This is a genomic window from Curtobacterium sp. MCLR17_043, assembly GCF_003224215.1.
Lineage (GTDB): Bacteria > Actinomycetota > Actinomycetes > Actinomycetales > Microbacteriaceae > Curtobacterium > Curtobacterium flaccumfaciens.
On sequence record NZ_QKLH01000005.1, the window covers coordinates 108,919 to 134,136 of the forward strand.

A 25,218-nucleotide genomic window follows, 5' to 3' on the forward strand; every position below is an offset into this window, starting at 1 on the left:
ACGACTCACCGCGCGCCGGCGCTCGAGTGGTCACGAACTGTCGGGTGCCGCGTCGCCAGTCGACAGTTCGTGACCGCTCGACGCACACACCGCGGGGTGTCGTGACCAGCCGCCGACCAGCCGACCGGCACCACCCCGCCGCGTTACTCGGAACCGGGGTCGGACGCACCCATCCCGGTCAGCAGCGCCCGGAACGAGTCGAGCCGCTCGACGCCGGTCGGCCCGAGCTCCCCGTCCTGCACCCGGTCGACGATCTCCCAGTCGTGCGCCTGCGCCAGCGGGATGCCGTCCCGCGCGGGCAGCACCGGCACGGCGTGCGACGCGAACGCCCGGAACACGTTCGCGGGGTCGACGTGCCCCAGGCCGAACGACCGCACACCCGGCGTGTCGATGATCCACCCGCCGTCGCGGACCCGCAGTGCGATCGACGACGACGACGTGTGCCGCCCGCGACCGGTCACGGAGTTCACGACGCCGATCGCGCGCGTCGATCCGGTCAGGGCGTTCACCAGGGTCGACTTGCCCACACCAGAGTGCCCGACGGTCACGGTCACCTTGTCGTCGAGCAGTTCGTGCAGCGCCTCGAACGGGACGTCGTCCGATCGGCTCGTCACGATGCGTAGGTCGAGGCACGCGAAGTGCGCCAGGAACGCAGCCGGGTCGGCGAGGTCGGTCTTCGTGATGCAGAGGATCGGGTCGAGGCCGGCGTCGAACGCGGCCACCAGGTACCGGTCGATCAGGCGGGTGCGTGGCTCGGGGTCGGCGGCGGCCACCACGATGAGCATCTGGTCGGCGTTCGCCACGATGACGCGCTCGACCTCGTCGGAGTCGTCGGCACTCCGTCGCAGCAGTGTGGTGCGCTCGGCGACCTTCACGATGCGCGCGAGCGAGCCGGGGTCGCCCGAGACGTCCCCGACGAGTGACACGTGGTCGCCCGTGACGACGGACTTCTTGCCGAGCTCGCGGGCCTTCGTCGCGGTGATGACGTGGTCGTCGATCAGCACGCCGAACCGCCCGCGGTCGACGTTCGTCACCCACCCGACGGGGGCGTCGTCGTACGTCGGACGGGTCTTCGTGCGCGGTCGGTTGCCCTTCGGGTTCGGGCGCACCCGGACGCTCGACTCGTCGTACTGCCCGTACGGCTCGTCCGCGTCGGAGTCGTCACCGTCGGCGTCGTCCCACCAGCTCATGCGTCAGTCCCCACTCACCGGTGCAGCGGTCACCGAGGACGCCACGAGCGCGGCCCACAGCTCCGGGAACTGCGGCAGCGTCTTCGCGGTCGACCCGATGTCGTCGACGGCGACGCCCTCGACGACGAGGCCCACGATCGCCCCCGCGGTCGCCATCCGGTGGTCGTCGTACGCGCCCCAGGCGCTGCCGTGGAGCGGCGCCGGCTCGATCCGCAGGCCGTCGTCGAGTTCGTGCACCGCGCCTCCAGACCGGTTGAGGTCCGCCGCCAGCGCGGCCAGGCGGTCCGTCTCGTGCCCCCGCAGGTGACCGATGCCGGTGATCTCGCTCGGGCCGTCCGCCAGCGCGGCCAGCGCGACGAGCGCCGGGGCGAGTTCGCCGCCGCGGCTCAGGTCGAGTTCGAGACCCGGCAAGGAGGCCCCACCCCGGATCCCGACGCCGCCGTCGACGACCAGGTCGTCACCGTCACGGACCACGCTCGCCCCCCACAGGGGCAGGAGCGTCTCGAGGTCGGCACCGACCTGCGTCGTCTCGGTGGGCCAGGTGCGGATGCGGACCATGCCGCCGGCGACGAGCGCGGCGACGGCGAACGGCGCCGCGTTCGACAGGTCGGGCTCGATCGTGACGTCACGCGCGCCGATCGGGCCCGGGTGCACGACCCACTCGCCGACCGACGGCTCGTCGACGCGGACGCCGCGGGCTCGGAGCGCCGCGACGGTCATCTCGATGTGCGGCATGCTCGGCAGGCGTTCGCCCACGTGGGTGAGGTGCAGGCCCTCGTCGAAGCGGGGCGCCGACAGCAGCAGCCCGGAGACGAACTGCGAGGACGCCGACGCGTCGATCGTCAGGGCCCCACCGCGGACCGAGCCGGTGCCGGTGAACGAGAACGGCATCGACCCGCCGCCGTCGTCCGTGACGTCGACACCGAGGTCCACGAGTCCCTGCACGATGGCGTGCATCGGCCGCTTGCGGGCGTAGGGGTCGCCGTCGACCGTGACGGGCCCGACGGCCAGGGCGGCGAGCGGCGGCAGGAAGCGCATCACGGTGCCGGCCAGCCCGCAGTCCAGGCGGACGTCGCCGTGCATCGGGGCTGGCGTGATCCGGAGGTCCGGACCGTAAGGGTTCGGGGCGGTGCCGGCCGCCGGCTCGAGCTCCTCGATGCCGACGCCGAGCGCACGGAGCCCCGCGATCATCAGCGCCGAGTCGCGGGAGTGCAGCGGGAGCCGGATCGTCGAGGGGCCGTCCGCGAGGGACGCGAGCACGAGCTCCCGGTTCGTCAGCGACTTCGACCCGGGCAGCGCGACGTCACCGCGAAGCGGACCCCCTGCGACCGGGGCGATCCAGGGGTCGGCGGGCTGGGCCCCGCTGTGGGAATGCGTCGTGTCTGCCATCGGTTCACCAGGGTACTGAACGCACCGGGAGGATCAGTGGCGACAGCAACACTCGCACGAGAGCGGACCGGCACGGCAACCGTGCTGACCGCGGTGCCGACGACGCTCGGCACGCTCGGCCTAGACTTGGCGGCGATGACGACCGACGAACCGCAGGCAGCTCCGCACCACCTGGTCGACGAGACCGAGGTGCAGCTCGACGCCGTCGAGGAGGAGCACGAAGCCCTCGACGACGCCGCAGACGAGCCGGTGGACGCGAAGACCGTCTCCGAGGGTGAGCTGCGGTCCCTGTTCGAGGACCAGGCGCTGCCCTTCATGGACCAGCTCTACGGTGCGGCGATGCGGATGACCCGCAACCCGGCCGACGCGTCGGACCTGGTGCAGGAGACGTTCGTCAAGGCCTTCGCCGCGTTCCGCCAGTTCAAGCAGGGCACGAACCTGAAGGCCTGGCTGTACCGGATCCTCACGAACACGTTCATCAACACGTACCGCAAGAACCAGCGGAACCCGTACCAGGGCACCATCGACGAGCTCGAGGACTGGCAGCTCGGCGGCGCGGAGAGCGTCACCCAGTCGATCTCCGCCCGGTCCGCCGAGGCCGACGCGATCGACCACCTGCCGTCCTCCGCCGTGAAGGACGCACTGCAGGCCATCCCGGAGGACTTCCGGATGGCCGTGTACTTCGCCGATGTCGAAGGATTCTCGTACCAGGAGATCGCGGACATCATGAAGACCCCCGTGGGGACGGTCATGAGCCGCCTCCACCGTGGCCGGCGGCTCCTCCGTGGGCTCCTGGCGGACCACGCCCGTGAGACCGGCATCGTCCCGGACGCAGCGTCGACGGCGACGATGCGTGGACGGGGACGAGGCGCGGCACAGACGACGAAGGCAACTGCGGCCACGGGTCGCACCGGACGGAAGGACGCGCGATGAGCGGCTGCGACTGCTCGAAGGCGAAGGCCGAGCTCGAGGAGTTCCTGCACGACGAGCTCCGCCACGAGGACGCCGCGGACATCCGCGAGCACATGGACGGCTGCGAGGACTGCCAGACCGAGCACCGCGTCGGCGTGGTGCTCATGGAGACCGTGCGCCGCGCCTGCAAGGAGACCGCTCCCGATCAGCTGCGCAGCGAGATCCTGGCGCGCATCCGGGTGGAGCAGGCCACGCACTGACCGGTGTCAGCGGCCGGCGGTGAACCGGGCTGCGACGGTCTCGGCGTCGAGGACACGGTCGTAGACGGTTGCCGAGTCGATGTCGCCCGTGAACCCGAAGTTCCCCGAGTCGGGCCAGCCGACCAGGGTTCCGCGGCCGGTGCGCCAGTGTCCGTCGTACTGCCGAGCGGCGACGGCATCGGTTCGTCGCTCCTTGCGCTGGCCGTCGACGTAGAGGGTCATCGATCGTGACTCGAACGTCGCCACGGCGTGGTGCCACTCGCCGTCCGCGACGTCACCGCCGCCGACCGTGAAGTTGAAGAGGTTGCCGGCGCCCTGCACGCCGAAGCGCAGGCCGCCGCCGGCGTCGATGTACAGGTGCCGGTCGCGGTAGGTCGACGCGGGGGCGGTGTCGGACGTGAAGCCGAACACGCGGCCGCCCGCGGGATCGGCGGACCGGAACCACACCTCGAGTGAGAAGACCTGCGGTCCGGTGGTGGGCCGGTCGGTGACGGCGTAGTCGTCGGTGCCCGCGCCCGGGTAGGTGCTCCACGGGTTCGCCGCGCAGCTTCCGTCGACACGTGACGCGTCGCCGACGAAGCGTCCGTCCGCGCCGTGTCCGCTGCTGTCCCGCACGATGTCGCCCTGTTTCTCGGCGAAGTCCCACGCCAGCTGGCTGCCGGCGGGAGCGGGTTCGTGGAAGCACGGGAACGTACCGGTGCCGAGGGTCGTGGCGGTCGCCGTGGTGCCGCTGAACCCCGCCCCTGCAGAGCCGGCGGCGAGTGCGATGGTCAGGACGGTGACCGCGGCGACGACGGACAGCGACAGGCCCGCCGCGACGTCCGGAGCGCCGGTACCCCCTGCTCCGGACACGGGTGCTCCGGTGCCGGGCGTCAGGGCTGCCGTGCCGAGGTCCCAACGCGGCGTCCCACACCGTCGACAGGGTCGGCCAGCGGTGATGTCGCGATCGGCCCGTGCCGCCCGCACGAGCGCGAGCGCCGCCACGACGGCGACGCCGATCGGCCCCCAGGACTGCTGCCGTGACCACACGGTCGGGAGCCCGATGCCGGGGAAGCGCAGCACGCCGACGCCGAGGACGGCCTCGGGCATGACCGCCGTCCGGTCCGCGGTCGGGTTCGCGTCACCCCGGAGCCGCAGGCGGCCGTCCTGCTCGATGCGCTCCAGCCGGTGGAGCCGGAGCCGCTCGGCGTGATCGGGGTCGTCGACGAGCAGCACGCGGCCGGGATCGACGGCATCGGGACCGGCGGGCATGGCGGCGACGACGTCACCGGTCCGGATGCCCGGGGCCATCGAATCCGAGACCACCGTCGTGACGTGCCAGCCGAGGCTCGCCGGCAGTGCGGCCCAGACGGCGAGCAGCAGCACGGACCACAGGACCGTGCGGGACGCGACCGCGAGGAGCAGCCGTGGCACGTCGCCGGTGCACCGGACGTGTCGGTGGGTGGCGGTGGACATCGGCTGCTCCTCGGTTCGGTCGGGTCGGTCGGGTGGACGAGGTCAGTCGGTCTGCGCTTCCCACACGAAGGTGGTGCCCGACTCGGAGGACTGCACGGTGTTCGGCGCGTCCGCGTCGAGGTCGTAGCTGAAGCGGTAGGTCGTGCTCGTCGTCCCCGTGGTGGGCTGCCACGCATCGACCCCGGTGCCGAACGACTCGCGTTCCATCAGGCCGGCGAGGGTGCCGTCGTGCACGGTCGTCCCCGTGGTGAAGGTGCTGCAGTCTCCGGCGGTGGCGAGGCTGCCACGTTCGACGGTCAGCCCGACGTGTTCGGCGAGTGCGTCGTCGTCGGCCTGGTCGGCGGTGAAGAGCTTCACGGTCGAGGCGTTGGTGGTGTTCGCCGTGACGGTGATGCAGTTGGAGCCGGCGGACCCGGGCACCAGGTCGTCGACGTCGAACATCGCGAGGCCCTGGTCGTCGTCGGTGAGCGAGACGGCACCGGTGCGCCAGCTGTTCGCGGCGTTGTCGGTGCTGCTCGAGAAGGCGGCGTACGAGGCGGTGGCGATGAGTGCGCCGCTGGCGACGACGGCGAGCGGGAACGCGATCCAGGCTGCGGTGCGACCGTGGCGGGAGGTGATGTGCCGGGCTGTCCTGTCGGTCGGGATCACCCGGCGGGTGATATGCAAACAGGGTATATGAATATCAATTGCAACGGAACCCCGTCGCAACACGACCGAACGCACGGGTAGGTTGGCCGACATGACCCTCTCCGTCGAGTCGACCTCCACCTGGTCCGACACGGACGTCGCCGACGTCGCCGCCCTCGTCCGTCTGCTCGGTCACGACGTCGACGATGCGTCGATGCGTGCGCGCCTCGCTCGACTCACACCCGAAGCCGGCCACCGGACCTGGGTGGTGCGGGGTGACGACGGTCGCGTGGTCGCCGTCGCGGGTGCCCAGGTCACCTGGGCGTACGCGAGCGACGAGCCGACGGCGCAGCTGCTGCTGCTGGTCGTCGACGACACGGCCAGGAGGCTCGGCACCGGTTCGGCGCTCATCGGCACGTTCGAAGCATGGGCGGTCGAGCAGGGCGCACGTCGCCTCAGCGCCGTCAGTGCGGCCGCGACGGACAGCGCGCACCGGTTCTACCAGAAGCGCGGGTACCACGACGCCGGGGTGCGGTACACGAAGATCGCGTAGCGCCACCTTCCTGGCGAACGTCGAAGCGCCCCGTGCAGGAGTCCCTCGGACTCCCGCACGGGGCGCTTCGACGTGCCTAGGCCGACGCGCTCAACGCCGTGTCGATGACGTCGGCGGCCTCCTGCGCGGAGCGCTTCGAGGACCCCGTGGCCGGTGCGGCACTCGCCGAGCGGGCCGCGACGGACAACGGGCGACCGCCCAGGTGCGGCGACAGGTTCATGCAGACGAACGGCCAGGCGCCCTGGTTCTCCGGCTCCTCCTGCGCCCACACGACGTCGGCGTCCGGGTAGCCCGCCAGGACCTCGAGGATGCGGTCGAGGGGGAGCGGGGCGAGCTGCTCGAGGCGGACGAGTGCGACGTCGGTGATGCCGCGCTTGTCGACCTCGGCACGCAGGTCGTGGTGCACCTTGCCGGAGTGCAGCACGACGCGGCGCACGGCGCTCTTGTCGGTGATCCGCGCATCGTCCAGCACGGGCTCGAACGTTCCGGTCGTGAAGTCCTCGACCGCGCTCGTCGCCTGGCGGAGCCGGAGCATCGCCTTCGGGGAGAACACGACGAGCGGCTTCTGCGGACGGGCCCAGGCCTGTCGGCGGAGCAGGTGGAAGTACGACGCCGGGGTCGACGGGCGCGCGACGATCATGTTGTCCTCGGCGCACAGCTGCAGGTAGCGCTCGATGCGTGCCGACGAGTGGTCCGGCCCCTGGCCCTCGTACCCGTGCGGCAGCAGCAGGACGAGGCCGGAGCGCTGTCCCCACTTCTGCTCGGCGGACGAGATGAACTCGTCGATGACGATCTGGGCGCCGTTCGCGAAGTCGCCGAACTGGGCCTCCCAGAGCACGAGGGACTCGGGGCGCTCCACCGAGTAGCCGTACTCGAAGGCCATCGCCGCGTACTCGCTCAGCAGCGAGTCGTACACGTAGAACCGGGCCTGGTCCTCGGTGAGGTTCGACAGCGGCAGCCATTCCTGGCCGTTCACCCGGTCGTGGAACACCGACTGGCGCTGGACGAACGTGCCGCGGCGGGCGTCCTGTCCGGCGAGGCGGACGGGCTTGCCCTCGACCAGGATCGAGCCGATCGCCATGAGCTCGGCCATCGCCCAGTCGATGCCGCCGTTGCGCGTCATCTCGGTGCGCTTGGTCAGCAGCTGCTGCAGCTTCGGGTGGATCGAGAACCCGGCGGGCGGGTTGCTGTGCGCGTCGCCGATCGCCCGGACGAGTTCTTCGGAGACGGCGGTCTCGTGCACCTCGACCTCGGAGTCGTCGCGCTGCGCGGCCGGGCGTTCGAGCCCCTGCACCGCACCGTCGTCGTCGACCTCGATGACCGGGATGGTGCCGGTCTGTGCCTCGTGCGTCTCGGCGAAGGCGCGTTCCAGGCGGTCCTGGAAGTCGCGGTGCGCCTCGTCGTACTCCTCTTGCGTGATGTCACCACGGCCGACGAGGGCCTCGGTGTACAGCGTGCGGACGGAGCGCTTCGCCTCGATGAGGTTGTACATCAGCGGCTGCGTCATCGAGGGGTCGTCGCCCTCGTTGTGCCCACGACGGCGGTAGCAGATCAGGTCGATCACGACGTCGCGGTGGAACTCCTCGCGGTAGGCGAAGGCGAGTTCGGCGACGCGGGCGACGGCCTCGGGGTCGTCGCCGTTCACGTGGAAGATCGGTGCCTGGATCGTCTTCGCGACGTCGGTGGAGTACACCGAGCTGCGCGCCGACTCGGGCGGGGTGGTGAACCCGACCTGGTTGTTGATGACGAGGTGGACCGTGCCGCCGGTGCGGTAGCCGCGGAGCTGCGACATCTGCAGCGTCTCGACGACCACACCCTGACCGGCCATCGCTGCGTCGCCGTGCACGAGCACGGGGAGCACGCCGAAGCTGCCGGGTGCCTCGCGGTCCTGCTTGGCGCGGACGATGCCCTCGAGTACGCCGTCGACGGCTTCGAGGTGGGACGGGTTCGCGGCAATCGTCACCGGGATGCTCGAGCCGTCGGACGTGCGGAACACGCCCTCGGTGCCGACGTGGTACTTCACGTCGCCGGAGCCCTGACCGGACACCGTGCCCGGCAGCGAGGACCCTTCGAACTCACGGAAGATCTGCCCGTAGGTCTTGCCGGCGATGTTCGTCAGGACGTTCAGGCGGCCGCGGTGGGCCATGCCGATCGCGACCTCGGCCAGCCCGACGCCGGCAGCGTGCTGGATCAGGGTGTCGAGGAAGGCGATGGTGGACTCGCCGCCCTCGAGCGAGAAGCGCTTCTGGCCGACGTACTTGGTCTGCAGGAAGGTCTCGAACGCCTCGGCCTCGTTGAGCTTGCCGAGGACGCGGAGCTGTTCTTCCTTCGAGGGCTTCGAGTACGGCACCTCGATGCGCTCCTGCACCCAGCGACGCTGTTCCGGGTCCTGGATGTGCATGTACTCGATGCCGACCGTGCGGCAGTAGGCGTCGCGCAGGATCCCCAGGACGTCGCGCAGCGGTGCCGAGGTGGTGCCGGCGAGCCCACCGGTGACGAACTCGCGGTCGAGGTCCCAGAAGGTCAGCCCGTGGCTCTCGATCTCGAGGTCGGGGTGCGTGCGCTGGCGGTACTCGAGCGGGTCGATGTCGGCCATCAGGTGCCCACGGACGCGGAAGCTGTTGATGAGCTCCTGCACGCGGGCGGTCTTGTTCACCCGGTGCGCCAGGTCGACGTTGATGTCGTTCGCCCACTGGATCGGCTTGTAGGGGATCCGGAGCGCGGCGAAAATGCCGTCGTAGAAGCCGTGCTCGCCGATCAGGCGCTCGTGCACGTGCTTGAGGTACTCGCCCGAACCGGCGCCCTGGATGACGCGGTGGTCGTAGGTGCTCGTCAGGGTGATGGTCTTGCCGATGCCGAGCTCGACCAGGGTCTTCGACGCCGATCCCTGGAACTGCGCCGGGTACTCGAGGGCACCGGCGCCGATGATCGAGCCCTGCCCCTTCGTCAGACGCGGGACCGAGTGCACGGTGCCGATGCCGCCCGGGTTGGTGAGCGAGATCGTCGTGCCCTGGAAGTCCGCCGGGGTGAGCTTGTTGTCGCGGGCGCGCTTGACGAGGTCCTCGTAGGCGGAGAGGAACTGGCCGAACGTCAGGGTCTCCGCGCGCTTGATGCTCGGCACCAGGAGCGAGCGGGTGCCGTCCTTCTTCGGGACGTCGATCGCGATGCCGAGGTTCACGTGCGCCGGGGCGACGACGAACGGCTTGCCGTCGCGCTCCTCGTAGAAGACGTTCTGGCTCGGGAAGTCCTTGACGGCCTGCACCATCGCCCACCCGATCAGGTGCGTGAAGGAGATCTTGCCGCCGCGGGCACGTCGCAGGTGGTTGTTGATGACGATCCGGTTGTCGATCATCAGCTTCGCCGGGATCGTCCGGACGCTCGTGGCGGTCGGGACGGTCAGCGAGGCGTCCATGTTCGACGCCAGCGTCTTGGCCATGCCCCGGAGCGGGGTCGCCACGTCTTCGTGGGTCTCCTCGTGGTCGTCGGCGGCGTCGTTCGCCTCGGCCGGGATCGGCTGCGGTGCCGGCTGACGCGAGGTGGTCTTCGCCTGGATCGGGCCCGACTTCGCCTCGCCCGGGGTGTCGCCGGTGGCGGGCTGCTGCGTTGACGACTGCTGCTGCTGGGTCGGGACCTGCTGGGCGGGGGACCCCGTCGGAGTTGCGGGAGCCGGCGCGTCACCGACCTGCGTGCGGTGGTAGCTCTCGAGGACCGGCCACCAGGACTTGTCGACCGACTCCTTGTCCGCGACGAACTGCTCGTAGAGCTCGTCGACGAGCCACTCGTTCGCCCCGAATTCGCCCGCGGTCTCGTCCGTTCCGGTCAGATGGCTCGACACAGCCGATCGCCCACTCTCCGTCGATAGATGCTCGTGTGTGTCGTGCGGAGCAACCCTGCGCCGCACAGGTGCCAAGCCTAGCCGCTCCGACATGTCCGTTCCGTGTCAGCCGCGGCGCGAGTCGGCAGCCCCCGAGCACCCGGTCGGGGCCCTGACGGGAGCCGTACAGTGGAGCGCATGAGGTTCTACGAGACGCGGCCGACGCACGACCTGACCTACTCCGACGTCTTCCTCGTCCCGAGCCGTTCCGGCGTGACGAGCCGCTTCGACGTCGACCTCGCGGCGAACGACGGCAGCGGTGCCACGATCCCGATCGTCAGCGCCAACATGAACTCCGTCACCGGCCCTCGGCTCGCCGCCACCCTGGCCCGCCGCGGCGGTCTGGGCGTGCTGCCGCAGGACATGCACCTGCAGGACCTCGACGCCGCGATCCGCTGGGTGAAGGACCAGCCGGTCGACTTCGACACCGCCTACGACATGGGCGCGCAGACCACCGTCGCCGAGGCCCTCGAGCAGCTCCTGCCGGTGGCCGGCCGTGGTGTGGTCGTCCGCGACGCCGACGGCGAGTACCTCGGCTGCGTGCCCGCGACCCGCCTCGGCACCGCCGGCCCCGACGCCGTCCTCGGTGACCTGCTGCACGGCGCCTCGACCGCGATCGACGCCGAGGACGCCGGCACACCCCGCCACGTGTACGACGTGCTCTCGGCTGCCGAGGTCGACTTCGCGCCGGTCATGCGGCACGGCCGGGTCGTCGGCACCACGAGCCAGACGAGCGCGATCCGCTCCGACATCTACACGCCCGCCGTCGATGGTTCCGGGCGGCTCCGGGTCGCCGCCGCGCTCGGCATCAACGGCGACGTCGCCGCCAAGGCGAAGGCGCTGGCCGCCGCGGGCGTGGACGTCCTGGTCCTCGACACCGCGCACGGCCACCAGGACGGCATGCTCCGCGCGCTCCGCACGGTCGCGTCGCTGCAGCTCGGCATCCCGCTCGTCGCCGGCAACGTCGTCACGGCCGACGCCGTCGCGCACCTGGTCGGGGCCGGAGCGGACATCATCAAGGTCGGCGTCGGCCCTGGTGCCATGTGCACCACCCGCATGATGACGGCCGTCGGTCGCCCACAGTTCTCCGCCGTGCTCGAGACCGCCGCGGCGGCCCGCTCGCTCGGTGCGCACGTCTGGGCGGACGGCGGGGTGCGCTACCCGCGCGACGTCGCCCTCGCGCTGGCAGCCGGCGCGTCCGCCGTCATGATCGGCTCGTGGTTCGCCGGCACGCTCGAGGCCCCCGGTGTCCTGCGCCGCGACGCCGCGGGCAAGGCGTACAAGGAGAGCTGGGGCATGGCGTCGGCCAAGGCCGTCCGTGAGCGCTTCGAGCGGCTCGACCCGTACGAGCGGGCCCGCAAGGCGCTCTTCGCCGAGGGGATCTCGTCGTCGACGATCTACCTCGACCCGGAGCGTCCGAGCGTCGAGGACCTGCTCGACATGATCACCACCGGCGTCCGCAGCTCCGCCACCTACGCGGGTGCGTCGTCCCTCGCCGAGTTCTCCGAGCGCGCGCTGGTCGGCATCCAGTCCGCCGCCGGGTACGAGGAGGGCAAGCCCCTGCCCGTCAGCTGGTAGCGCGGACGGGCGCGCGTCGCCCTGGTCGCGACCACGAACGGACGGGAGGCGCGGTGCCAGCTGGCACCGCGCCTCCCGTCCGCTCTTCGGTGCGTCTACCGGCGTCGGGTCGCGTCCTCGACCTCGCCCACCAGTTCTTCGAGGATGTCCTCGAGGAACAGCACGCCGATCGTGCGGCCGTCCGCGTCGAAGGCGCGGGCCACGTGGCGGCCGGCGGCCCGCATGGTCGCGAGCGCGTCCTCGAGGTCCATCTCGGTGTAGAGCGAGATGAGCTGGCGGATGCGCTTCGGCGGCACCGGGTCGTCGAACTCGTCCGGCCGCAGGTCGATGACGTCCTTCACGTGCACGTAGCCGGTGGGGGAGCCGTCCTCGCCGACGAGCACGTAGCGGGAGAACCCGCGCTGTGCCACGGCGTGCTCGACGTCGGCCGGGGTGGCGTCGTCGGGGAGGGTGACGAGCTCGGCCATCGGTACGGCGACGTCACGGACCTTCTTCTCGGTGAACTCGAACGCCAGGGCGAGCTTGCCGTCGTCGGTCAGGGTGCCCTCGCGTCGGGACTGCTCCACGATGGTCTGCACCTCTTCCACCGTGAAGGCGCTCACCGCTTCGTCCTTGGGCTCGACGCGGAACAGCCGCAGCACGGCGTTCGCGACCTCGTTCAGGCCGACGATGACCCAGTGCAGGCCGTGACCGATGTACCAGAGCGTCGGGACCAGCAGCAGCGCGGCGCGGTCCGGCATCGAGAACGAGATGTTCTTCGGCACCATCTCGCCGAACACCACGTGCAGGAACGAGACGAGCAGCAGCGTGAACACGAAGGCCACGGTGCCGATCACCTCGGCGCTCCAGCCCGTCAGGTGCAGCGGGACCTCGAGCAGGTGGTGGATCGCCGGCTCGGACACGTTCAGGATGAGCAGCGAGCAGACCGTGATGCCGAGCTGGGTCGTGGCGAGCATGCGGGTGGCGTGCTCCATCGCCCAGAGCGTCATCTGCGCGGCCTTCGAGCCCTCCTCCGCGCGGGGCTCGATCTGCGAGCGGCGTGCGGAGATGACCGCGAACTCCGCCGCGACGAAGTACGCGTTGCCCATCAACAGGACGACGAGCCAGAAGATGCCCCACCAATCGGAACTCATCGCAGTCCCTCCCTGCAGCCAGAAGATCCCGCTGCGCCCATCATCGAGTCGGAGCTCATCGGGTGCTGCCCTTCGTCGTGGTGGTCGGGGTGCTCTTGGTGGACGGGATGATGATCGCGGTCGCCGCCGTGTCGGTCGACGGGCGCGTCGGGGTCCAGCGGATGCGGTCGATCCGACGGCCGTCCAGCCGCTCGACCCGGAACACCCCGCCGTCCAGGGGCACCTCGTCGCCGACGACGGGCAGGCGGCCCAGCGTCGACATGACGAACCCGCCGACGGTCTCGTACGGGCCCTCCTCGGGCACCTTCACGCCGGCGCGGTCCTCGAGCTCGTCGGGACGCAGCAGACCGGGGAAGGTCAGCCAGTCGCGGGAGCGGACCACGTCGATGCGGGCGCGGTCGTGCTCGTCGGAGACCTCGCCGACGATCTCCTCGATCAGGTCCTCGAGCGTGACGACCCCGGCGGTGCCGCCGTACTCGTCGACGACGATGACCATCTGGTAGCCGCGACCACGGACCTCGGCGAGCAGGGTGTCGCCGGGCATGGTCTCCGGCACGCGTTCGGCGTCGGTCATGAGTGCCCCGACGGGGACCTCCGGACGCTTCTCGCGCGGCACGGCGACGGCCTGCTTGACGTGCACGATGCCGACCACGTCGTCCGCGTCCTCCTCGATGACGGGGAAGCGGCTGAAGCCGGTCTTGCGGGCGAGGGCGATGACGTCCTCGGCGGACTCGGACACGCGGATGGTGGAGAGCCTCGGGCGCGGGGTCATCACGTCGCTGGCGCTCAGCTCGGAGAACGAGATGGTGCGCTCGAGGAGCGTCGCGGTGTCCTGCTCGAGCGAGCCCTCGGACGCCGACCGGCGCAGCAGCGAGGTGAGTTCCTCGGCGCTGCGCGCACCGGAGAGTTCCTCCTGCGGCTCGATGCCCAGCGATCGGAGCACGGCGTTCGCGGTGCCGTTCAGCAGTGCGACGGCGGGCTTGAAGACCGTCGTGAACGCGATCTGCAGCGGCACCACGAGCCTGGCGGTCTGCAGGGGCAGCGCGAGCGCGAAGTTCTTCGGCACGAGCTCGCCGAGGATCATCGACAGCAGGGTCGCGATGACGAGCGCCACGATCGATCCGACGGTCTCGACGATGCCCTCCGGCAGGTTCATCGCCAGGAACGGCGCCTCGAGCAGCTTCGCGATCGAGGGTTCGAGCAGGTAGCCGGTCAGCAGCGTGGTCAGCGTGATGCCGAGCTGTGCGCTGGACAGGTGCGTCGAGGTGACCTTCAGCGCGCCGATGACCGGCGCGAGGCCGGCTTCACCGCGGTCGCGCCGCGCTTCGACGTCCGCGCGGTCGAGGTTGACCAGCGCGAACTCGGACGCGACGAAGACACCCGTGCCGAGGGTCAGCAGGATGCCGCCGATCAGCATGACGATGTCGATCGGACTCATGATTCACCCCCGTTCGCGCACAGGGATGACGTGCAGCTCACCGAGTGAGCGGCGGATGAGTGAGGCGAAGAACTATTCGGGGGATCGTCCACAGTGCTGCCAATCGTACTGCCTGCGCGGTCGCTGAACCGTGAATCCGTACAGAACCGACCGCGCCTAGGCCGTGATCCGAGCGCGGTGGTACTGCTGCGGCTCGTAGTCGACCGGCACGCGGAGTTCGACGGCGGCACGGAGCGCGAACGACGGGTCGCGGAGCATCTCGCGACCGATCATCACGACGTCGGCGAGGCCGGTCGCGACGATCTGCTCGGCCTGGAACGCCTCGGAGATCATGCCCACGGCGATCGTCGGGATGCCGGCGTCGCGCTTGATCGCCGCGGCGTGCGGCACCTGGTAGCCGGGGCCGACCGGGATCGGCGCGCTCGCGACGTTGCCGCCGGTCGACACGTCGGCCAGGTCGGCACCGTGCTCCGCGGCCCAGCGGGCGACGACGGTGGTCTCGTCGAGCGTGAGCCCGCCGTCGACCCAGTCGGTGGCCGAGAACCGGACGACGATCGGGAAGCCCTCGCCGACCTCGGCGCGCACGGCGTCGACGACCTCGAGCAGCGCGCGGGCACGGTTCTCGAGCGAGCCGCCGTACTGGTCGGTGCGCTGGTTGCTCAGCGGCGAGAGGAACTGGTGCAGCAGGTAGCCGTGGGCCGCGTGGATCTCGACCAGGTCGAACCCGGCCTCCACCGCGCGGCGGGCGGACTGCGCGAAGGCGAGGGCGACGACGCGGATGTCCTCGACCGCGAGCTCGCGCGGGACGTCGTAGCCGTCGAAGGCCACGGCCGACGGCGCGACCGTGGTCCAGCCGCCCTGGTCGGCGGGGACGGTGCCATGCGTGGTGTCCCAGGGGCGGTAGGTCGACGCCTTGCGCCCGGCGTGCGCGAGCTGGATGCCCGCCGCGGCCCCCTGCTCGTGCAGGAAGTCGACGATCGGCTTGAACGCGTCGCGCTGCTGGTCGTTCCACAGCCCGAGGTCCTGCGGGGTGATCCGTCCCTCGGGCACGACGCCCGTCGCCTCGACCACGACCGCGCCGGCGCCGCCCTTGGCGAAGCCGCCCAGGTGCACGAGGTGCCACGTCGTCGGGACGCCGTCCTGCTGGTCCACCGAGTACTGGCACATCGGGGAGACCCAGATGCGGTTGCGGACGGTCAGGTCACGGACGGTGATCGGGTCGAACAGGGCGTGCGTCACGCGGGCTCCTCAGAGGACGGGTGCCGGCGCCTCGGCCAGTTCCGCCAGGAACGACCGCAGTGACGCCGGCGACGTGTAGTGGTGGCCGACCGCCCCGATCGCTTCCGCACCGGTGGCGTTCTCGGCCCTGTTGTCCACGAACACCATCTGACCCGGGTCGATTCCCAAGCGCGCACAGGTGTCGCGGTAGATGGATGCCGCGGGCTTCAGGACGTGCTCCTCGGCGCTCACCACGACGGTCTCGAACAGCGAGCCCATCGGGGAGCGGCGGTACGGGTCGCCGAAGTCGAAGCCCGCGTTCGAGAGCAGGGCCACACGGGTGCCGGCCTCGTGCAGCTCCTCGACGATCTCGAGGGTCTCCGGCTCGACCTCGAACCACCCGGTGAAGTCGATCGCCCAGAACCGGTGGATCTCGGAGATGCTCCAGGTCCGTCCGGTCCGTTCCGCGATGGCACGCCAGTACGCCACGACCGACAGGTCGCCGCGGTCCAGGTCGTGCCGGAGCTCCTGGTACACCGGGAACAGCTCGTCGGCCGGGACCCCGGTGGCGGCCACGAGGGCGTCCCGCGAGGCGTGCGGCGTCCGGCTGATCACCTCGCCGTAGTCGAAGACCACCACGCGACCAGGCAGGAACAGGCTCATGTGCTCCACCGTAACGTGGGGCCGGTGAACGACTTCGTGCTCGTCCGACCGTCCGATGCCGCCGCGTGGGTCACCGCGCCGACGGGGGAGTCCACCAAGTACCGCCGCGGGGTCCTCGGCATCGCCACCGGGTCCGACCAGTACCCCGGCGCCGCGGTGCTGGGGGTCGACTCCGCCGTGCACACCGGCGTCGGCATGGTCCGGTACGTCGGACCCGCGCGCGCCACCGACCACGTGCTCGCCCGCCGCCCCGAGGTCGTGTCCGGCGTCGGCCGCGTGCAGGCCTGGCTCGTCGGCTCCGGGATCTCGGCGCCGTCGCTCCGTGACCTGGACACGACGACGGCGTCGGGCTTCGCGCACGCCTCCGACGACGGCGTCCCGGTCGTCGTCGACGCCGGGGCGATCCCGCTCGTCGACCTCGGGCCGCTCGCCGTGCTCACCCCGCACGCCGGTGAACTCGCTTCGTTCCTCGGAGCCGATCGCGCCGAGATCGAGCAGGACCCGGCCGCCGCAGCGCTCCGTGCGGCGGAGCAGACCGGCAGCGTCGTGCTGCTCAAGGGGGAGCGGACCCACGTGGTCACCCCGGACGGGTCGGTGCGGCTCGTGGCGTCCTCGGCGACGCCGTGGCTCGCGGCGGCCGGTGCCGGGGACGTGCTGGGCGGGGTGCTCGGAGCGCTCGTCGCCGCGCGGCAGGGCTCTGTCGAGACGGCCGGATCGTCGCTCACCCCGTCGGACCTCGCGCACCTGGCCGCGTCGGCCGCGGTGGTGCACGGGCTCGCGGCGCGGCGGGCGTCCGGCGGCGGACCGTTCCCGATGACGACGCTCATCGCCGAGCTGCCGGCGGTCGTGCGGGACCTGGTCGTGGACGGCGACGCGCGCGGCTAGCGGTCGGTGCGCGTGCACCTTCCGACGATCCACGAGGGGATCGACGCGTGTTCTGTCGAAGGATGCGCACGCAATGGATTCGTGCGCATGTTCCGACGGGACACCACGGGTTCGACAGGTGCAAGGTCGCAACCGCGTCGCGGACGTCAGCTCGCGGGGGTCGCGTGCACCAGGAACTCGACGGAACCCGCGTCGTCGACCTTGACGAACCCCAGGCTCGGGGCCTGCACGCCGTAGTCCGAGAAGGTGATCGGGACCGAGCCGGAGATGTCGACGCCGTCGCCGTTCAGGCCGACCTGCAGCTTCGCGGTGACGTCCTTCGTGACGCCGTGCAGGGTGAGCTTCCCCAGGGCCGTCACGGTCGTCGTGTCGGAGCCGCTCGGGACCGCGTCGGCGATCGGTCCGGTGAGTTCGAAGGTGGCCTCGGGGAAGGCCGCGGCGTCCATCGCGGAGTCGCGGAAGTAGGCGTCGCGCTGGTCGGAGTCGGTGGTGATGTCGGCGACCTGCACCGCGATCTTGGCGGCGGTGATGCTCGTTCCGTCGACGGTCGCGGTGCCGGAGACGCTGTCGGTGCGGCCGGTGACGGTGACGTCGGAGCCGTTCAGGACCTCGTGGACGCGGTACCCGGCCTCGGAGTCGCCGCCGACCGTCCACTCGCCGGACAGGTCCGTGTCGTCGAGGGTGGAGGCCTCACGGGTAGCGGCGACGGACGGCGCAGCCGAGGCCTTCGCGTTCTCGTTGCTCGTGTAGACGTTCGTGAAGACCACCGCGCCCACGACGCCGAGGACGACGACGGCGGCGATGACGGAGATCCAGATGACGGCCTTGCGGCGCTTGCGCGGTGTGTCGGAGGTCACGAGCAGAACGGTGACACGTCATGCTCGGGAGACCCTGAGTCCGTGGCAGCGATCGCCCTCGGTCCGGCCGCTACGCTCGTCCGGTGCAGAGGACCTCGACCCGGTGGCTCGAACTCGCCGGCTTCGTCCTGGCGTTCGTCGCCGTGCACGGGTTCCTGTGGTGGCTGACCCTCGTGTCGGCGAACCTGCCGCTCGGTGACGTGACCATCACCTACAGCCGCTGGATCGAGACCGGGCGGACCGCGGACTTCTGGGTCGGCATCGACGGCGCCTGGGTGTACCCGATCCTGGCGATCGTGCCGATGGCGGCAGCGGCCCTCGGGGGAGTCGCATCGATCGGCTCCGGCTGGTTGCTGCTGATGGTGCTGCTCGACGCCGTGGCGTGCGCGTTCCTGTGGCGGTTTCGGGCGCGCGTGGGGTCGTCCGACCGCTTCGGCGTGCACGGCGTGCGGGTCGTCTGGTGGTGGCTGCTGTTCCTGCTCGCGCTCGGGCCGATCGCGCTCGGTCGGATCGACACCGTCGCGACGGTGTTCGCGCTGGTGGGCGTGGCGTTCGTGGCCTCGAGACCGGCCGTCGCCTCCGCACTCTTCACCGCCGGCGCGTGGACGAAGGTGTGGCCCGCGGCGCTCGTCGCGGTGCTGCTGCTCCTGCGTCGCGGACACCGCCGGGGTGTGCTCGCCGGGGCGCTGGTGCTGAGCGCCCTCATCGTGCTCGTCGACGTGCTGTGGGGCGGTGCGCCGTACCTGCTGTCGTTCGTCGGTGAGCAGACCGGCCGTGCGCTGCAGATCGAGTCACCGCTCGCGACGCCCTTCATGTGGGCCGCAGCCTTCGGCGTCCCGGGTGCAGCGGTGTTCTACGACCAGGAGATCCTGACCTTCGAGGTGTCCGGTGCCGGCACGTCCGCCACCGCGGCCGTGTCGACGCCGCTGATGGCCGTCGTGGTGGTGGCCGGGGTCGTGCTCGCGCTCTGGGCCGCGCGCCGGGGTGCCCGTCGGGCCGAGCTCGCGCCGGTGCTCGCGCTGCTGTTCGTCGCGGCGCTCATCGCGACGAACAAGGTGGGGTCGCCGCAGTACATCGGCTGGTTCGCGGTGCCGATCGTCTGGGGCCTCGCGGCCGGCACCCTGAGTGCGCGCCGGTTCGTGCCCATCGCGGTGCTCGCGCTGCCGATGGCCCTGCTCACGCAGCTGGTCTACCCGGGCTACTACGACCAGTTGCTCGGCGTGCAGCCGTGGATCCTCATGGTGCTCACGCTGCGGAACCTGCTCGAGGTGGCGATCCTGGTGTGGAGCGTGGTCGTGCTGGTGCGGATGGGACGGGCTGCGGGGTCCGGACGGGTGTCGGCGCGCTCGTCGCCGTCCGTGCGCGACCAGCCCGAGCCGGGCAGGATGGACGCATGATCGTCGCCTTCTCCGTCGCTCCGTCCGGTGGTCCCGCTGCAACGTCCGACGGGTCCGTGCACGACGCCGTCGCGGCCGCTGTCCGCGTGGTGCGCGAGAGCGGGCTGCCGAACCGCACCTCGTCGATGTTCACCGAGATCGAGGGGGAGTGGGACGAGGTCATGGACGTCGTCAAGCGCGCCACCGAGGCCGTCGGCGAGTACGGCACGCGGGTGTCGCTCGTCCTCAAGGCCGACATCCGACCCGGGCACACCGGCGAGATCGACGGCAAGCTCGAACGGCTCGAGGCCGCGCTCGGCGAGTAGCGGTCACCGGCGCCGACGCGGACGCCTACGGCGACGAGGGTCGGTGCCGAAGACCGCGGCGACCGTCAGCAGGACGAGGCCGGCGACCGCGAACACCACGACGACGACGATCCCGAGTGGGTCGGTGACGTCCTCGCAGTTCGCGGGCGCGCCGGCGGCGCAGGAGGCCAGGACGGTCGTGACGGTGGGCACGTCGTCATCCTGCACCGCAGCGTTGACCGACACGCCGGAGCGGTCCCTCGGATGTCGGTGGCCGGGTGTCTCATGGTCTGCATCGAGCCACTTCCGGTGGCCTGCGAGACGACGATGAGGAGCGCGTGATGATGCACGACGGCTGGTGCCCCGACTGCGACCTGCGAACGGTCGTCATCGACACGGACGAACAGGGCGAGAACGCCTGGGCGACCTGCGCGGAGTGCGGCACCGGATGGGTGCACCGCGACGAGCTGCCCGAGCAGGCCCCCGCACGGACCCGCACCCCGGAGCGCCAGGCGGCCTGAGCCGACGGCCCGAGCGCTGCCGGTCTGAACGCTCCGAGCTGAGCACCACCGGGCTTTCGTTGGTCCGTTGGAGCGGTTTACACTCGACGGACCAGGACATCACGGCCGCCCCGTCCGGTGGGGTGCTGCACCGTCGTCCCGCTCCGCCCGCACGAGAACAGGCCCCATGTCACAGCTCACGCCTGCGCGTCGCACCCTCGCGCTCATCTCGCTCGCCCTCGGCGGGTTCGCCATCGGCTCGACCGAGTTCGTCGCGATGGGGCTGCTGCCGAACATCGCGCAGGCCCTGCTCCCCGAGCAGTACGGCATCGACCCCGACGCGGGGATCGCCCACGCCGGCTGGCTGGTCAGTGCTTACGCCCTCGGGGTGGTGGTCGGTGCGCCGACCATCGCGGCGATGTCCGCACGGTTCCCGCGCAAGGGCCTGATCCTCGTGCTGCTCGTCGGGTTCGTCGTCGCGACGATCGCGAGCGCACTGCTGCCCTCGTTCGGCCTGGTGCTCGTCGCCCGCTTCGTCGCGGGCCTGCCGCACGGCGCCTACTTCGGCATCGCGTCGATCGTCGCCGGCGACATGATGGGCCCGGGGAAGCGCGGCAAGGGCATCGCCATGGTGCTGCTCGGCCTGTCGGTCGCGAACGTCGTCGGGGTCCCGGCGATCACGTGGGTCGGGCAGGTGGCCGGGTGGCGGGTCGCGTACGGCGTCGTCGCCGCGCTGTTCGCCCTGACGTTCCTGGCCGTCGCGGCCTTCGTGCCGAAGAGCGCCCGCGACGAGCACGCCACGATCGGCCGTGAGCTCCGGGCGTTCCGCGTGCCGCAGGTCTGGATCGTGATGGGCCTCGGCGCCGTCGGGTTCGGCGGGTTCTTCGCGGTGTACTCGTACATCTCGCCGCTCGTGCAGAACGTCACCGGGATGCCCGAGTCGTTCGTGCCGATCGTGCTCGTCGTCGTGGGCATCGGCATGGTCGTCGGCGGGGTGCTCGGTGGACACCTGGCCGACCGCAGCGTGAAGCGCACGATCTACGTCGGCATGTTCGCGCTCATCGGCGCCCTGCTCGTCACCGTCCTGACGGCGCAGTGGCTCTGGGGCATGCTGCTCGGCGCGTTCCTGCTCGGGGCGACGTCGTCGGCGATCCCGCCGGCGGTGCAGTCGCGCCTGATGGACGTCGCCGGTGACGCCCGCACGATCGCGGCGGCGCTGAACCACTCGGCGTTCAACATCGGCAACTCGATCGGTGCTGCCCTGGGCGGCGCGGTCATCGCGGCCGGCTTCGGGTTCCTCGCGCCGGGCTGGCTCGGCATCGGCCTGGCGCTGCTCGGCGTCCTGGTGACGATGGTCAGCTACGCGGTCGAGCGGCGGAGCACCCGCCGTGCCGCGGTCCGCTCCTCGTCACCGTCCACCGGTCCGATCACCGCACCGGTCCCGACGGCCTGACCCGCGGGGTGTGCGCACCCACCCACCGGACGGGAGGCCCGTGGCGACGCCGCCACGGGCCTCCCGTCCGTCGTATGGCGCGGCCACCGCACATGGTGAGCAGCAATGGTCGGGTCCCGTGACGGGACCCGACCATTGCTGCTCACGAAGTGCAACGCGCGAAGCGCAACGCGCGAAGCGCGCCGCGCGAAGCGCGCCGCGCGAAGCGCGCCGCGCGCTACAGCCCCAGGGGGCTGCCGTCCTGCACGATGATGCCGTCGGTGATCGCACGCTTCCGCAGCGCGACCTTCGTGCCGACATCGAAGCCGGCGACGCGGTACTTCTCACGGATGCGCTTGAGGTAGCTCTTCGCGGTCTCCTCGGAGATGCCGAGCTGGTAGGCGACGCTCTTGACGGGCTCGCCACCGCCGTACAGGGCCATCACGCGACGCTCCTGGGCGCTGAGCTTCGGGACACCGCCGACGTCACCGCTGTTGATGGCGAGGTCGAGCTCGGCCGAGACGTACTGCTCGCCGCGCTGGGCGGAGCGGATCGCCTCGACGATCATGTCGGCGTCCTCGCTCTTGACGAGGTACCCGAGCGCGCCGGCGCCGAGGGCCTCGCGCACGACGTTCGGCTCCGAGTAGGTGCTCATGACGACGGTCTTGACGCCCGCGGTCTTGAGCGTCGAGATCTTCAGCGACACCGGGATGGAGTCCTTGAGGTCCAGGTCCAGCAGCACCACGTCGACCGGGAACGCCGGGCTCGTCAGGAGCTCGGGCCAGGTCGTGACGGCGGCCACCAGGGTGATGTCGTCGGCCGCGTTCCGGATCCACTCCGTGAGCGCGCCGAGGAGCATCCTGTGGTCGTCGACCAGTGCGAGTCGGATCGGTTCCTCTGGAGTCGCCATGCTGGCGTCCTTTCTCGGTGCGGATTGCTCGGCCGATCCTAGGAGGATGCGGGCCGGAAGTCGGTCAGGCGTGCGGGTGTCCGGCAGCTACATCGACGGATGTCGGTTCACGACGCAGTGCGCGACGATGTGCAGCGCGCCGTCGCGGACGGTCTCGGTGTACGGGCCGATGCGCTGCAGGGCGCTCCACGCCGTCGGGCCGAGGCTGCGCCGGGGCACCCCTCGGGACTCGATGACGACGGGGACGTCCATGGTGTCGTCGCTGACCGGGTGACCGTCGGAACCGATGGGGCCGAGGGTGACGGAGACGACGGGCATGCCGGGCTGCGCGGTGCGGCCGTCGCCGACCATCTGCCAGATCGCCTGCAGCAGCCCGTCGCGCTGGGTGGGGGAGAGGTGCCCCGCCAGGGCGGTCGGGTCGGCGACGCTCACCGAGCGACCGAGGTGGTCGGACTCGGTGATCGCGTGGTAGAGCCAGGTCTCGCGACGGCCCTCGATCAGGTGCAGGCGGAGCTCGGTGGCGAGCGACGCGGCGACGGAGCTCGAGGCGTCGGACAGCGGCAGCGGGTCGGTGCCGTTGGCGACGGCGTCGAGCAGCTTCTCGGCGGCCAGGTCGAGCCGGGCGAGCTCGTCCGAGGCGAGCATGCCGACAGCGAACTGCGGCGCCTGCACGTTGCTCTGCACGAGCACCCGGTCGAGTTCCCGCTGCACGAGCTGGCGGAACCGCTGCACGACGTACAGCGCGAGCGCCGGCGGCACGACGACGAGTGACAGCAGGGACACGATGCCGGGCATGGTGTCGTTCGTGATCGGCGTCGACGCGACGGCCATCACGATGAACGCGATGCCGAGCGCACCGATGGCGACGGCGACCTCGCGGGCGGGGCGGAGCGTGGCGATCGGCAACAGGGCGAACCCGGCGGCCATCGACGCGGTCGCGGTGTGCGCGATGTCGTGCTCGGGCCAGATGCCGATGAAGTCGAGCGTGACCACGCAGGCCAGCACGACGCAGATCAGCGCGAAGGCCGGACCCGTCAGCCGTTCGCCGTAGGTCAGGACGCTGAGTCCGACCCCGACGGCGGCGACGACGTAGAGCCCCCAGGCGACCGCGGGCAACCACGGGTCGGAGTACTCGTTCCAGCGCACCAGGAAGAACGCGATGCCGGCGACGGCCTCGATCGCGGTGAGGACCGCGGCACCGAGGCCGAGGTACCCGGCACCGAGCGAGGCCCCGGGCTTGGCGGCCTGCCGCAGGGACCGGGCACCGGTGGACGTCGACGGGAGCCCCCTGGCCTGGCGACGTTCGCTCGTGCGGTACCGCTCGCGCGCCTCGCGTCGGGTGCGGGGGGCTGGTGGAGCGGTCTCGCCGGGCAGGCTGCGGCCGATGGTGTCCTCGGGGACCCGGGTCATCGCGGTGCCTCCAGGACGACGGTGGTGCCGGAGCCCGGCGCGGAGAAGAGCTTCGCGTCGCCGCCGACCTCGCGCAGGCGGTTCACGACGCTCTCCTTGAAGCCGAGTCGCTCGGCACTGACGGTGGTGAGGTCGAAGCCGACGCCGGAGTCGGTGACCATCGCACGGACGACCTCGTTGTCGTGGACGATCGTGACGTGCGCCTCGCCGACCCCGGCGTGCCGACGGACGTTCTCGAGGCACTCGCCGAGCGCGAGCAGGAACGCGTCGAGCACGTTCGACGGCAGCAGGACCTGCCCGGTGCCGTGCCAGCTGACCTCGAGCCCCATCCGGCCGAAGCGCTGCTTGACCGACTCGAGGGTCTGCCCGAGGGGCGACTCTTCTTCACGGGTGAGCGAGTAGTCACCGGACTGCGAGGGCTGCGGGGTCGCACCGAGGCGCAGGTGCCGCAGCAGTCGGGCGTCCTCGGCGGCCTGCTCGCGCATGGCCTGCTCGGAGACGCCGACGCCGGAGTGCGCCAGCAGCGTCAGGGTCGCGAGCACCGTGTCGTGCAGCAGGCGGGCACCCTGGCGGCGCTGCGCCTCGGTCTCGCTGGCCTGCCGTTCGGCGCGATGGGCGGTGCCGATGCTGTAGATGCGGCGGGCGACGCGGGGGATGCTGCGCGAGATCCAGATCGCCACGACGGCCATCAGGACCCACCCGAGCAGTGCGCCGCTGACCGGGGTCGACAGGAGCGAGCCCGATCCCCACACCATGAGCACCACCACGGCGCCGCCCCCGGCGATGGTGATGGCGAGACCGACCGGGTGCCCGCGCTGGGCCATCAGCGGTGCCGAGAGCCCGCCGGCGGCCAGGGGCATGACGGCGCTGGCGACGAGGGGCCGCGCCGAGTCGGGGACTCCGGTGAAGAGCAGCACCATCGTGGCGAGTCCGGCGACGACGATGGCGGCGGTCCACCACACTTCGCCGCCGCGAGCGAAGCACACGAGCGCGGTGATCATCGCGGCGATGCAGAGGAGTGCGCCGATGAGGGGCAGCGTGGGCACGGCGGCGGCGGAGAGGATGCCCACGACGCTGACGAGCGCGCAGACGATGCCCACGACACGGGTCGCCGACCGCAGCAAGCGGTCGCGTTCCTGTGCGATGAAGTCCATCGATGTCCTGGTTGGTGACGATCTGGCGGTGCGGGAAACCGAGCGTCGGTCAGTGCCGAGCTCCACGCCATCATTCCACGCGCGCCACCCGTTGGGGGG

Annotated in this window: 23 protein-coding genes; 9 read left to right on the forward strand and 14 right to left on the reverse strand. The window is 71.2% G+C overall.

The features are described from left to right. Positions 1 to 143: 143 nt before the first annotated feature. Positions 144 to 1,190 (reverse strand): ribosome small subunit-dependent GTPase A, encoded by a 1,047-nt coding sequence (rsgA, locus tag DEJ03_RS06755; protein ID WP_110864004.1) that lies wholly within the window; start codon positions 1,188 to 1,190, stop codon positions 144 to 146. A 3-nt stretch (positions 1,191 to 1,193) separates the two neighbouring features. Continuing rightward, the gene (gene aroA / locus DEJ03_RS06760; RefSeq protein ID WP_110864005.1) at positions 1,194 to 2,579 is read right to left on the reverse strand and encodes a 3-phosphoshikimate 1-carboxyvinyltransferase; all 1,386 of its coding nucleotides are present in this window, start codon (positions 2,577 to 2,579) and stop codon (positions 1,194 to 1,196) included. Between the two features lie 81 nt (positions 2,580 to 2,660). Here aroA and DEJ03_RS06765 point away from each other — a divergent pair, with 81 nt between their 5' ends. Next, a complete protein-coding gene (locus tag DEJ03_RS06765; RefSeq protein WP_110864006.1) occupies positions 2,661 to 3,512 on the forward strand; it encodes a sigma-70 family RNA polymerase sigma factor in 852 nt (283 codons plus the stop codon). Beyond that, positions 3,509 to 3,751 carry a zf-HC2 domain-containing protein gene (locus DEJ03_RS06770; protein WP_027465838.1) on the forward strand — a complete coding sequence of 81 codons (243 nt, stop codon included), beginning with the start codon at positions 3,509 to 3,511 and terminating at the stop codon, positions 3,749 to 3,751. The genes DEJ03_RS06765 and DEJ03_RS06770 overlap by 4 nt, the downstream gene beginning before the upstream one ends. A 6-nt stretch (positions 3,752 to 3,757) precedes the next feature. On the opposite strand, the gene DEJ03_RS06775 is transcribed toward DEJ03_RS06770, so the two are convergent. After that, positions 3,758 to 5,206 (reverse strand): LamG-like jellyroll fold domain-containing protein, encoded by a 1,449-nt coding sequence (locus tag DEJ03_RS06775; protein ID WP_110864007.1) that lies wholly within the window; start codon positions 5,204 to 5,206, stop codon positions 3,758 to 3,760. 42 nt (positions 5,207 to 5,248) lie between these two features. Next, positions 5,249 to 5,854, reverse strand: coding sequence for a hypothetical protein (locus DEJ03_RS06780; protein WP_110864008.1), 606 nt, complete (start codon positions 5,852 to 5,854; stop codon positions 5,249 to 5,251). Between the two features lie 91 nt (positions 5,855 to 5,945). On the opposite strand from DEJ03_RS06780, the gene DEJ03_RS06785 reads away from it, so the two are divergent. After that, the gene (locus DEJ03_RS06785) at positions 5,946 to 6,386 is read left to right on the forward strand and encodes a GNAT family N-acetyltransferase (protein ID WP_110859058.1); all 441 of its coding nucleotides are present in this window, start codon (positions 5,946 to 5,948) and stop codon (positions 6,384 to 6,386) included. Positions 6,387 to 6,462: 76 nt separating this feature from the next. Here DEJ03_RS06785 and DEJ03_RS06790 read toward each other — a convergent pair whose 3' ends face one another. Further along, complete coding sequence (locus DEJ03_RS06790) at positions 6,463 to 10,221, reverse strand: multifunctional oxoglutarate decarboxylase/oxoglutarate dehydrogenase thiamine pyrophosphate-binding subunit/dihydrolipoyllysine-residue succinyltransferase subunit (RefSeq protein WP_181422630.1); 3,759 nt, start codon at positions 10,219 to 10,221, stop codon at positions 6,463 to 6,465. 177 nt (positions 10,222 to 10,398) lie between these two features. Between DEJ03_RS06790 and DEJ03_RS06795 the strand changes: the two genes are divergently transcribed. Continuing rightward, complete coding sequence (locus DEJ03_RS06795; RefSeq protein WP_110864009.1) at positions 10,399 to 11,838, forward strand: GuaB1 family IMP dehydrogenase-related protein; 1,440 nt, start codon at positions 10,399 to 10,401, stop codon at positions 11,836 to 11,838. Positions 11,839 to 11,933: 95 nt separating this feature from the next. Here the strand turns inward: DEJ03_RS06795 and DEJ03_RS06800 are convergent, their stop codons facing one another. From DEJ03_RS06800 to DEJ03_RS06815, 4 genes are all read right to left on the reverse strand, one after another. Next, positions 11,934 to 12,971, reverse strand: coding sequence for a hemolysin family protein (locus tag DEJ03_RS06800; RefSeq protein WP_027465832.1), 1,038 nt, complete (start codon positions 12,969 to 12,971; stop codon positions 11,934 to 11,936). Between the two features lie 55 nt (positions 12,972 to 13,026). Continuing rightward, positions 13,027 to 14,409, reverse strand: a complete 1,383-nt coding sequence (locus DEJ03_RS06805; RefSeq protein ID WP_027465831.1) for a hemolysin family protein — start codon at positions 14,407 to 14,409, stop codon at positions 13,027 to 13,029. A gap of 156 nt (positions 14,410 to 14,565) precedes the next feature. Beyond that, positions 14,566 to 15,648 carry an NADH:flavin oxidoreductase/NADH oxidase gene (locus DEJ03_RS06810; protein ID WP_110864010.1) on the reverse strand — a complete coding sequence of 361 codons (1,083 nt, stop codon included), beginning with the start codon at positions 15,646 to 15,648 and terminating at the stop codon, positions 14,566 to 14,568. Positions 15,649 to 15,657: 9 nt separating this feature from the next. Beyond that, the gene (locus DEJ03_RS06815; RefSeq protein ID WP_146237666.1) at positions 15,658 to 16,290 is read right to left on the reverse strand and encodes an HAD family phosphatase; all 633 of its coding nucleotides are present in this window, start codon (positions 16,288 to 16,290) and stop codon (positions 15,658 to 15,660) included. 24 nt (positions 16,291 to 16,314) lie between these two features. Here DEJ03_RS06815 and DEJ03_RS06820 point away from each other — a divergent pair, with 24 nt between their 5' ends. After that, entirely contained in the window at positions 16,315 to 17,175 is an 861-nt protein-coding gene (locus DEJ03_RS06820) for an ADP/ATP-dependent (S)-NAD(P)H-hydrate dehydratase (protein WP_110864012.1), read from the forward strand. Between the two features lie 146 nt (positions 17,176 to 17,321). Here the strand turns inward: DEJ03_RS06820 and DEJ03_RS06825 are convergent, their stop codons facing one another. Then, positions 17,322 to 18,032 (reverse strand): YceI family protein, encoded by a 711-nt coding sequence (locus DEJ03_RS06825; protein WP_110864013.1) that lies wholly within the window; start codon positions 18,030 to 18,032, stop codon positions 17,322 to 17,324. 83 nt (positions 18,033 to 18,115) lie between these two features. Here DEJ03_RS06825 and DEJ03_RS06830 point away from each other — a divergent pair, with 83 nt between their 5' ends. Both DEJ03_RS06830 and DEJ03_RS06835 read left to right on the forward strand, forming a co-directional pair. Then, positions 18,116 to 19,429, forward strand: a complete 1,314-nt coding sequence (locus DEJ03_RS06830) for a glycosyltransferase 87 family protein (protein WP_110864014.1) — start codon at positions 18,116 to 18,118, stop codon at positions 19,427 to 19,429. Further along, a complete protein-coding gene (locus tag DEJ03_RS06835) occupies positions 19,426 to 19,734 on the forward strand; it encodes a thiamine-binding protein (protein ID WP_071404568.1) in 309 nt (102 codons plus the stop codon). The genes DEJ03_RS06830 and DEJ03_RS06835 overlap by 4 nt, the downstream gene beginning before the upstream one ends. A 3-nt stretch (positions 19,735 to 19,737) precedes the next feature. On the opposite strand, the gene DEJ03_RS06840 is transcribed toward DEJ03_RS06835, so the two are convergent. Then, positions 19,738 to 19,926, reverse strand: a complete 189-nt coding sequence (locus DEJ03_RS06840) for a hypothetical protein (RefSeq protein WP_146237667.1) — start codon at positions 19,924 to 19,926, stop codon at positions 19,738 to 19,740. Positions 19,927 to 20,054: 128 nt separating this feature from the next. Between DEJ03_RS06840 and DEJ03_RS06845 the strand changes: the two genes are divergently transcribed. Both DEJ03_RS06845 and DEJ03_RS06850 read left to right on the forward strand, forming a co-directional pair. Further along, positions 20,055 to 20,234: a hypothetical protein gene (locus DEJ03_RS06845; protein ID WP_071404570.1), complete on the forward strand. Its 180-nt coding sequence runs from the start codon at positions 20,055 to 20,057 to the stop codon at positions 20,232 to 20,234. A 166-nt stretch (positions 20,235 to 20,400) separates the two neighbouring features. Then, positions 20,401 to 21,666: an MFS transporter gene (locus DEJ03_RS06850; protein ID WP_110864016.1), complete on the forward strand. Its 1,266-nt coding sequence runs from the start codon at positions 20,401 to 20,403 to the stop codon at positions 21,664 to 21,666. 217 nt (positions 21,667 to 21,883) lie between these two features. Here the strand turns inward: DEJ03_RS06850 and DEJ03_RS06855 are convergent, their stop codons facing one another. From DEJ03_RS06855 to DEJ03_RS06865, 3 genes are all read right to left on the reverse strand, one after another. Next, entirely contained in the window at positions 21,884 to 22,555 is a 672-nt protein-coding gene (locus tag DEJ03_RS06855) for a response regulator transcription factor (protein ID WP_017888182.1), read from the reverse strand. Positions 22,556 to 22,642: 87 nt separating this feature from the next. Further along, positions 22,643 to 23,965, reverse strand: a complete 1,323-nt coding sequence (locus DEJ03_RS06860; RefSeq protein WP_084740710.1) for a hypothetical protein — start codon at positions 23,963 to 23,965, stop codon at positions 22,643 to 22,645. Beyond that, the gene (locus tag DEJ03_RS06865; protein WP_110864017.1) at positions 23,962 to 25,119 is read right to left on the reverse strand and encodes a sensor histidine kinase; all 1,158 of its coding nucleotides are present in this window, start codon (positions 25,117 to 25,119) and stop codon (positions 23,962 to 23,964) included. Before DEJ03_RS06865 ends, DEJ03_RS06860 begins: the two co-directional genes overlap by 4 nt. Positions 25,120 to 25,218: the final 99 nt, after the last annotated feature.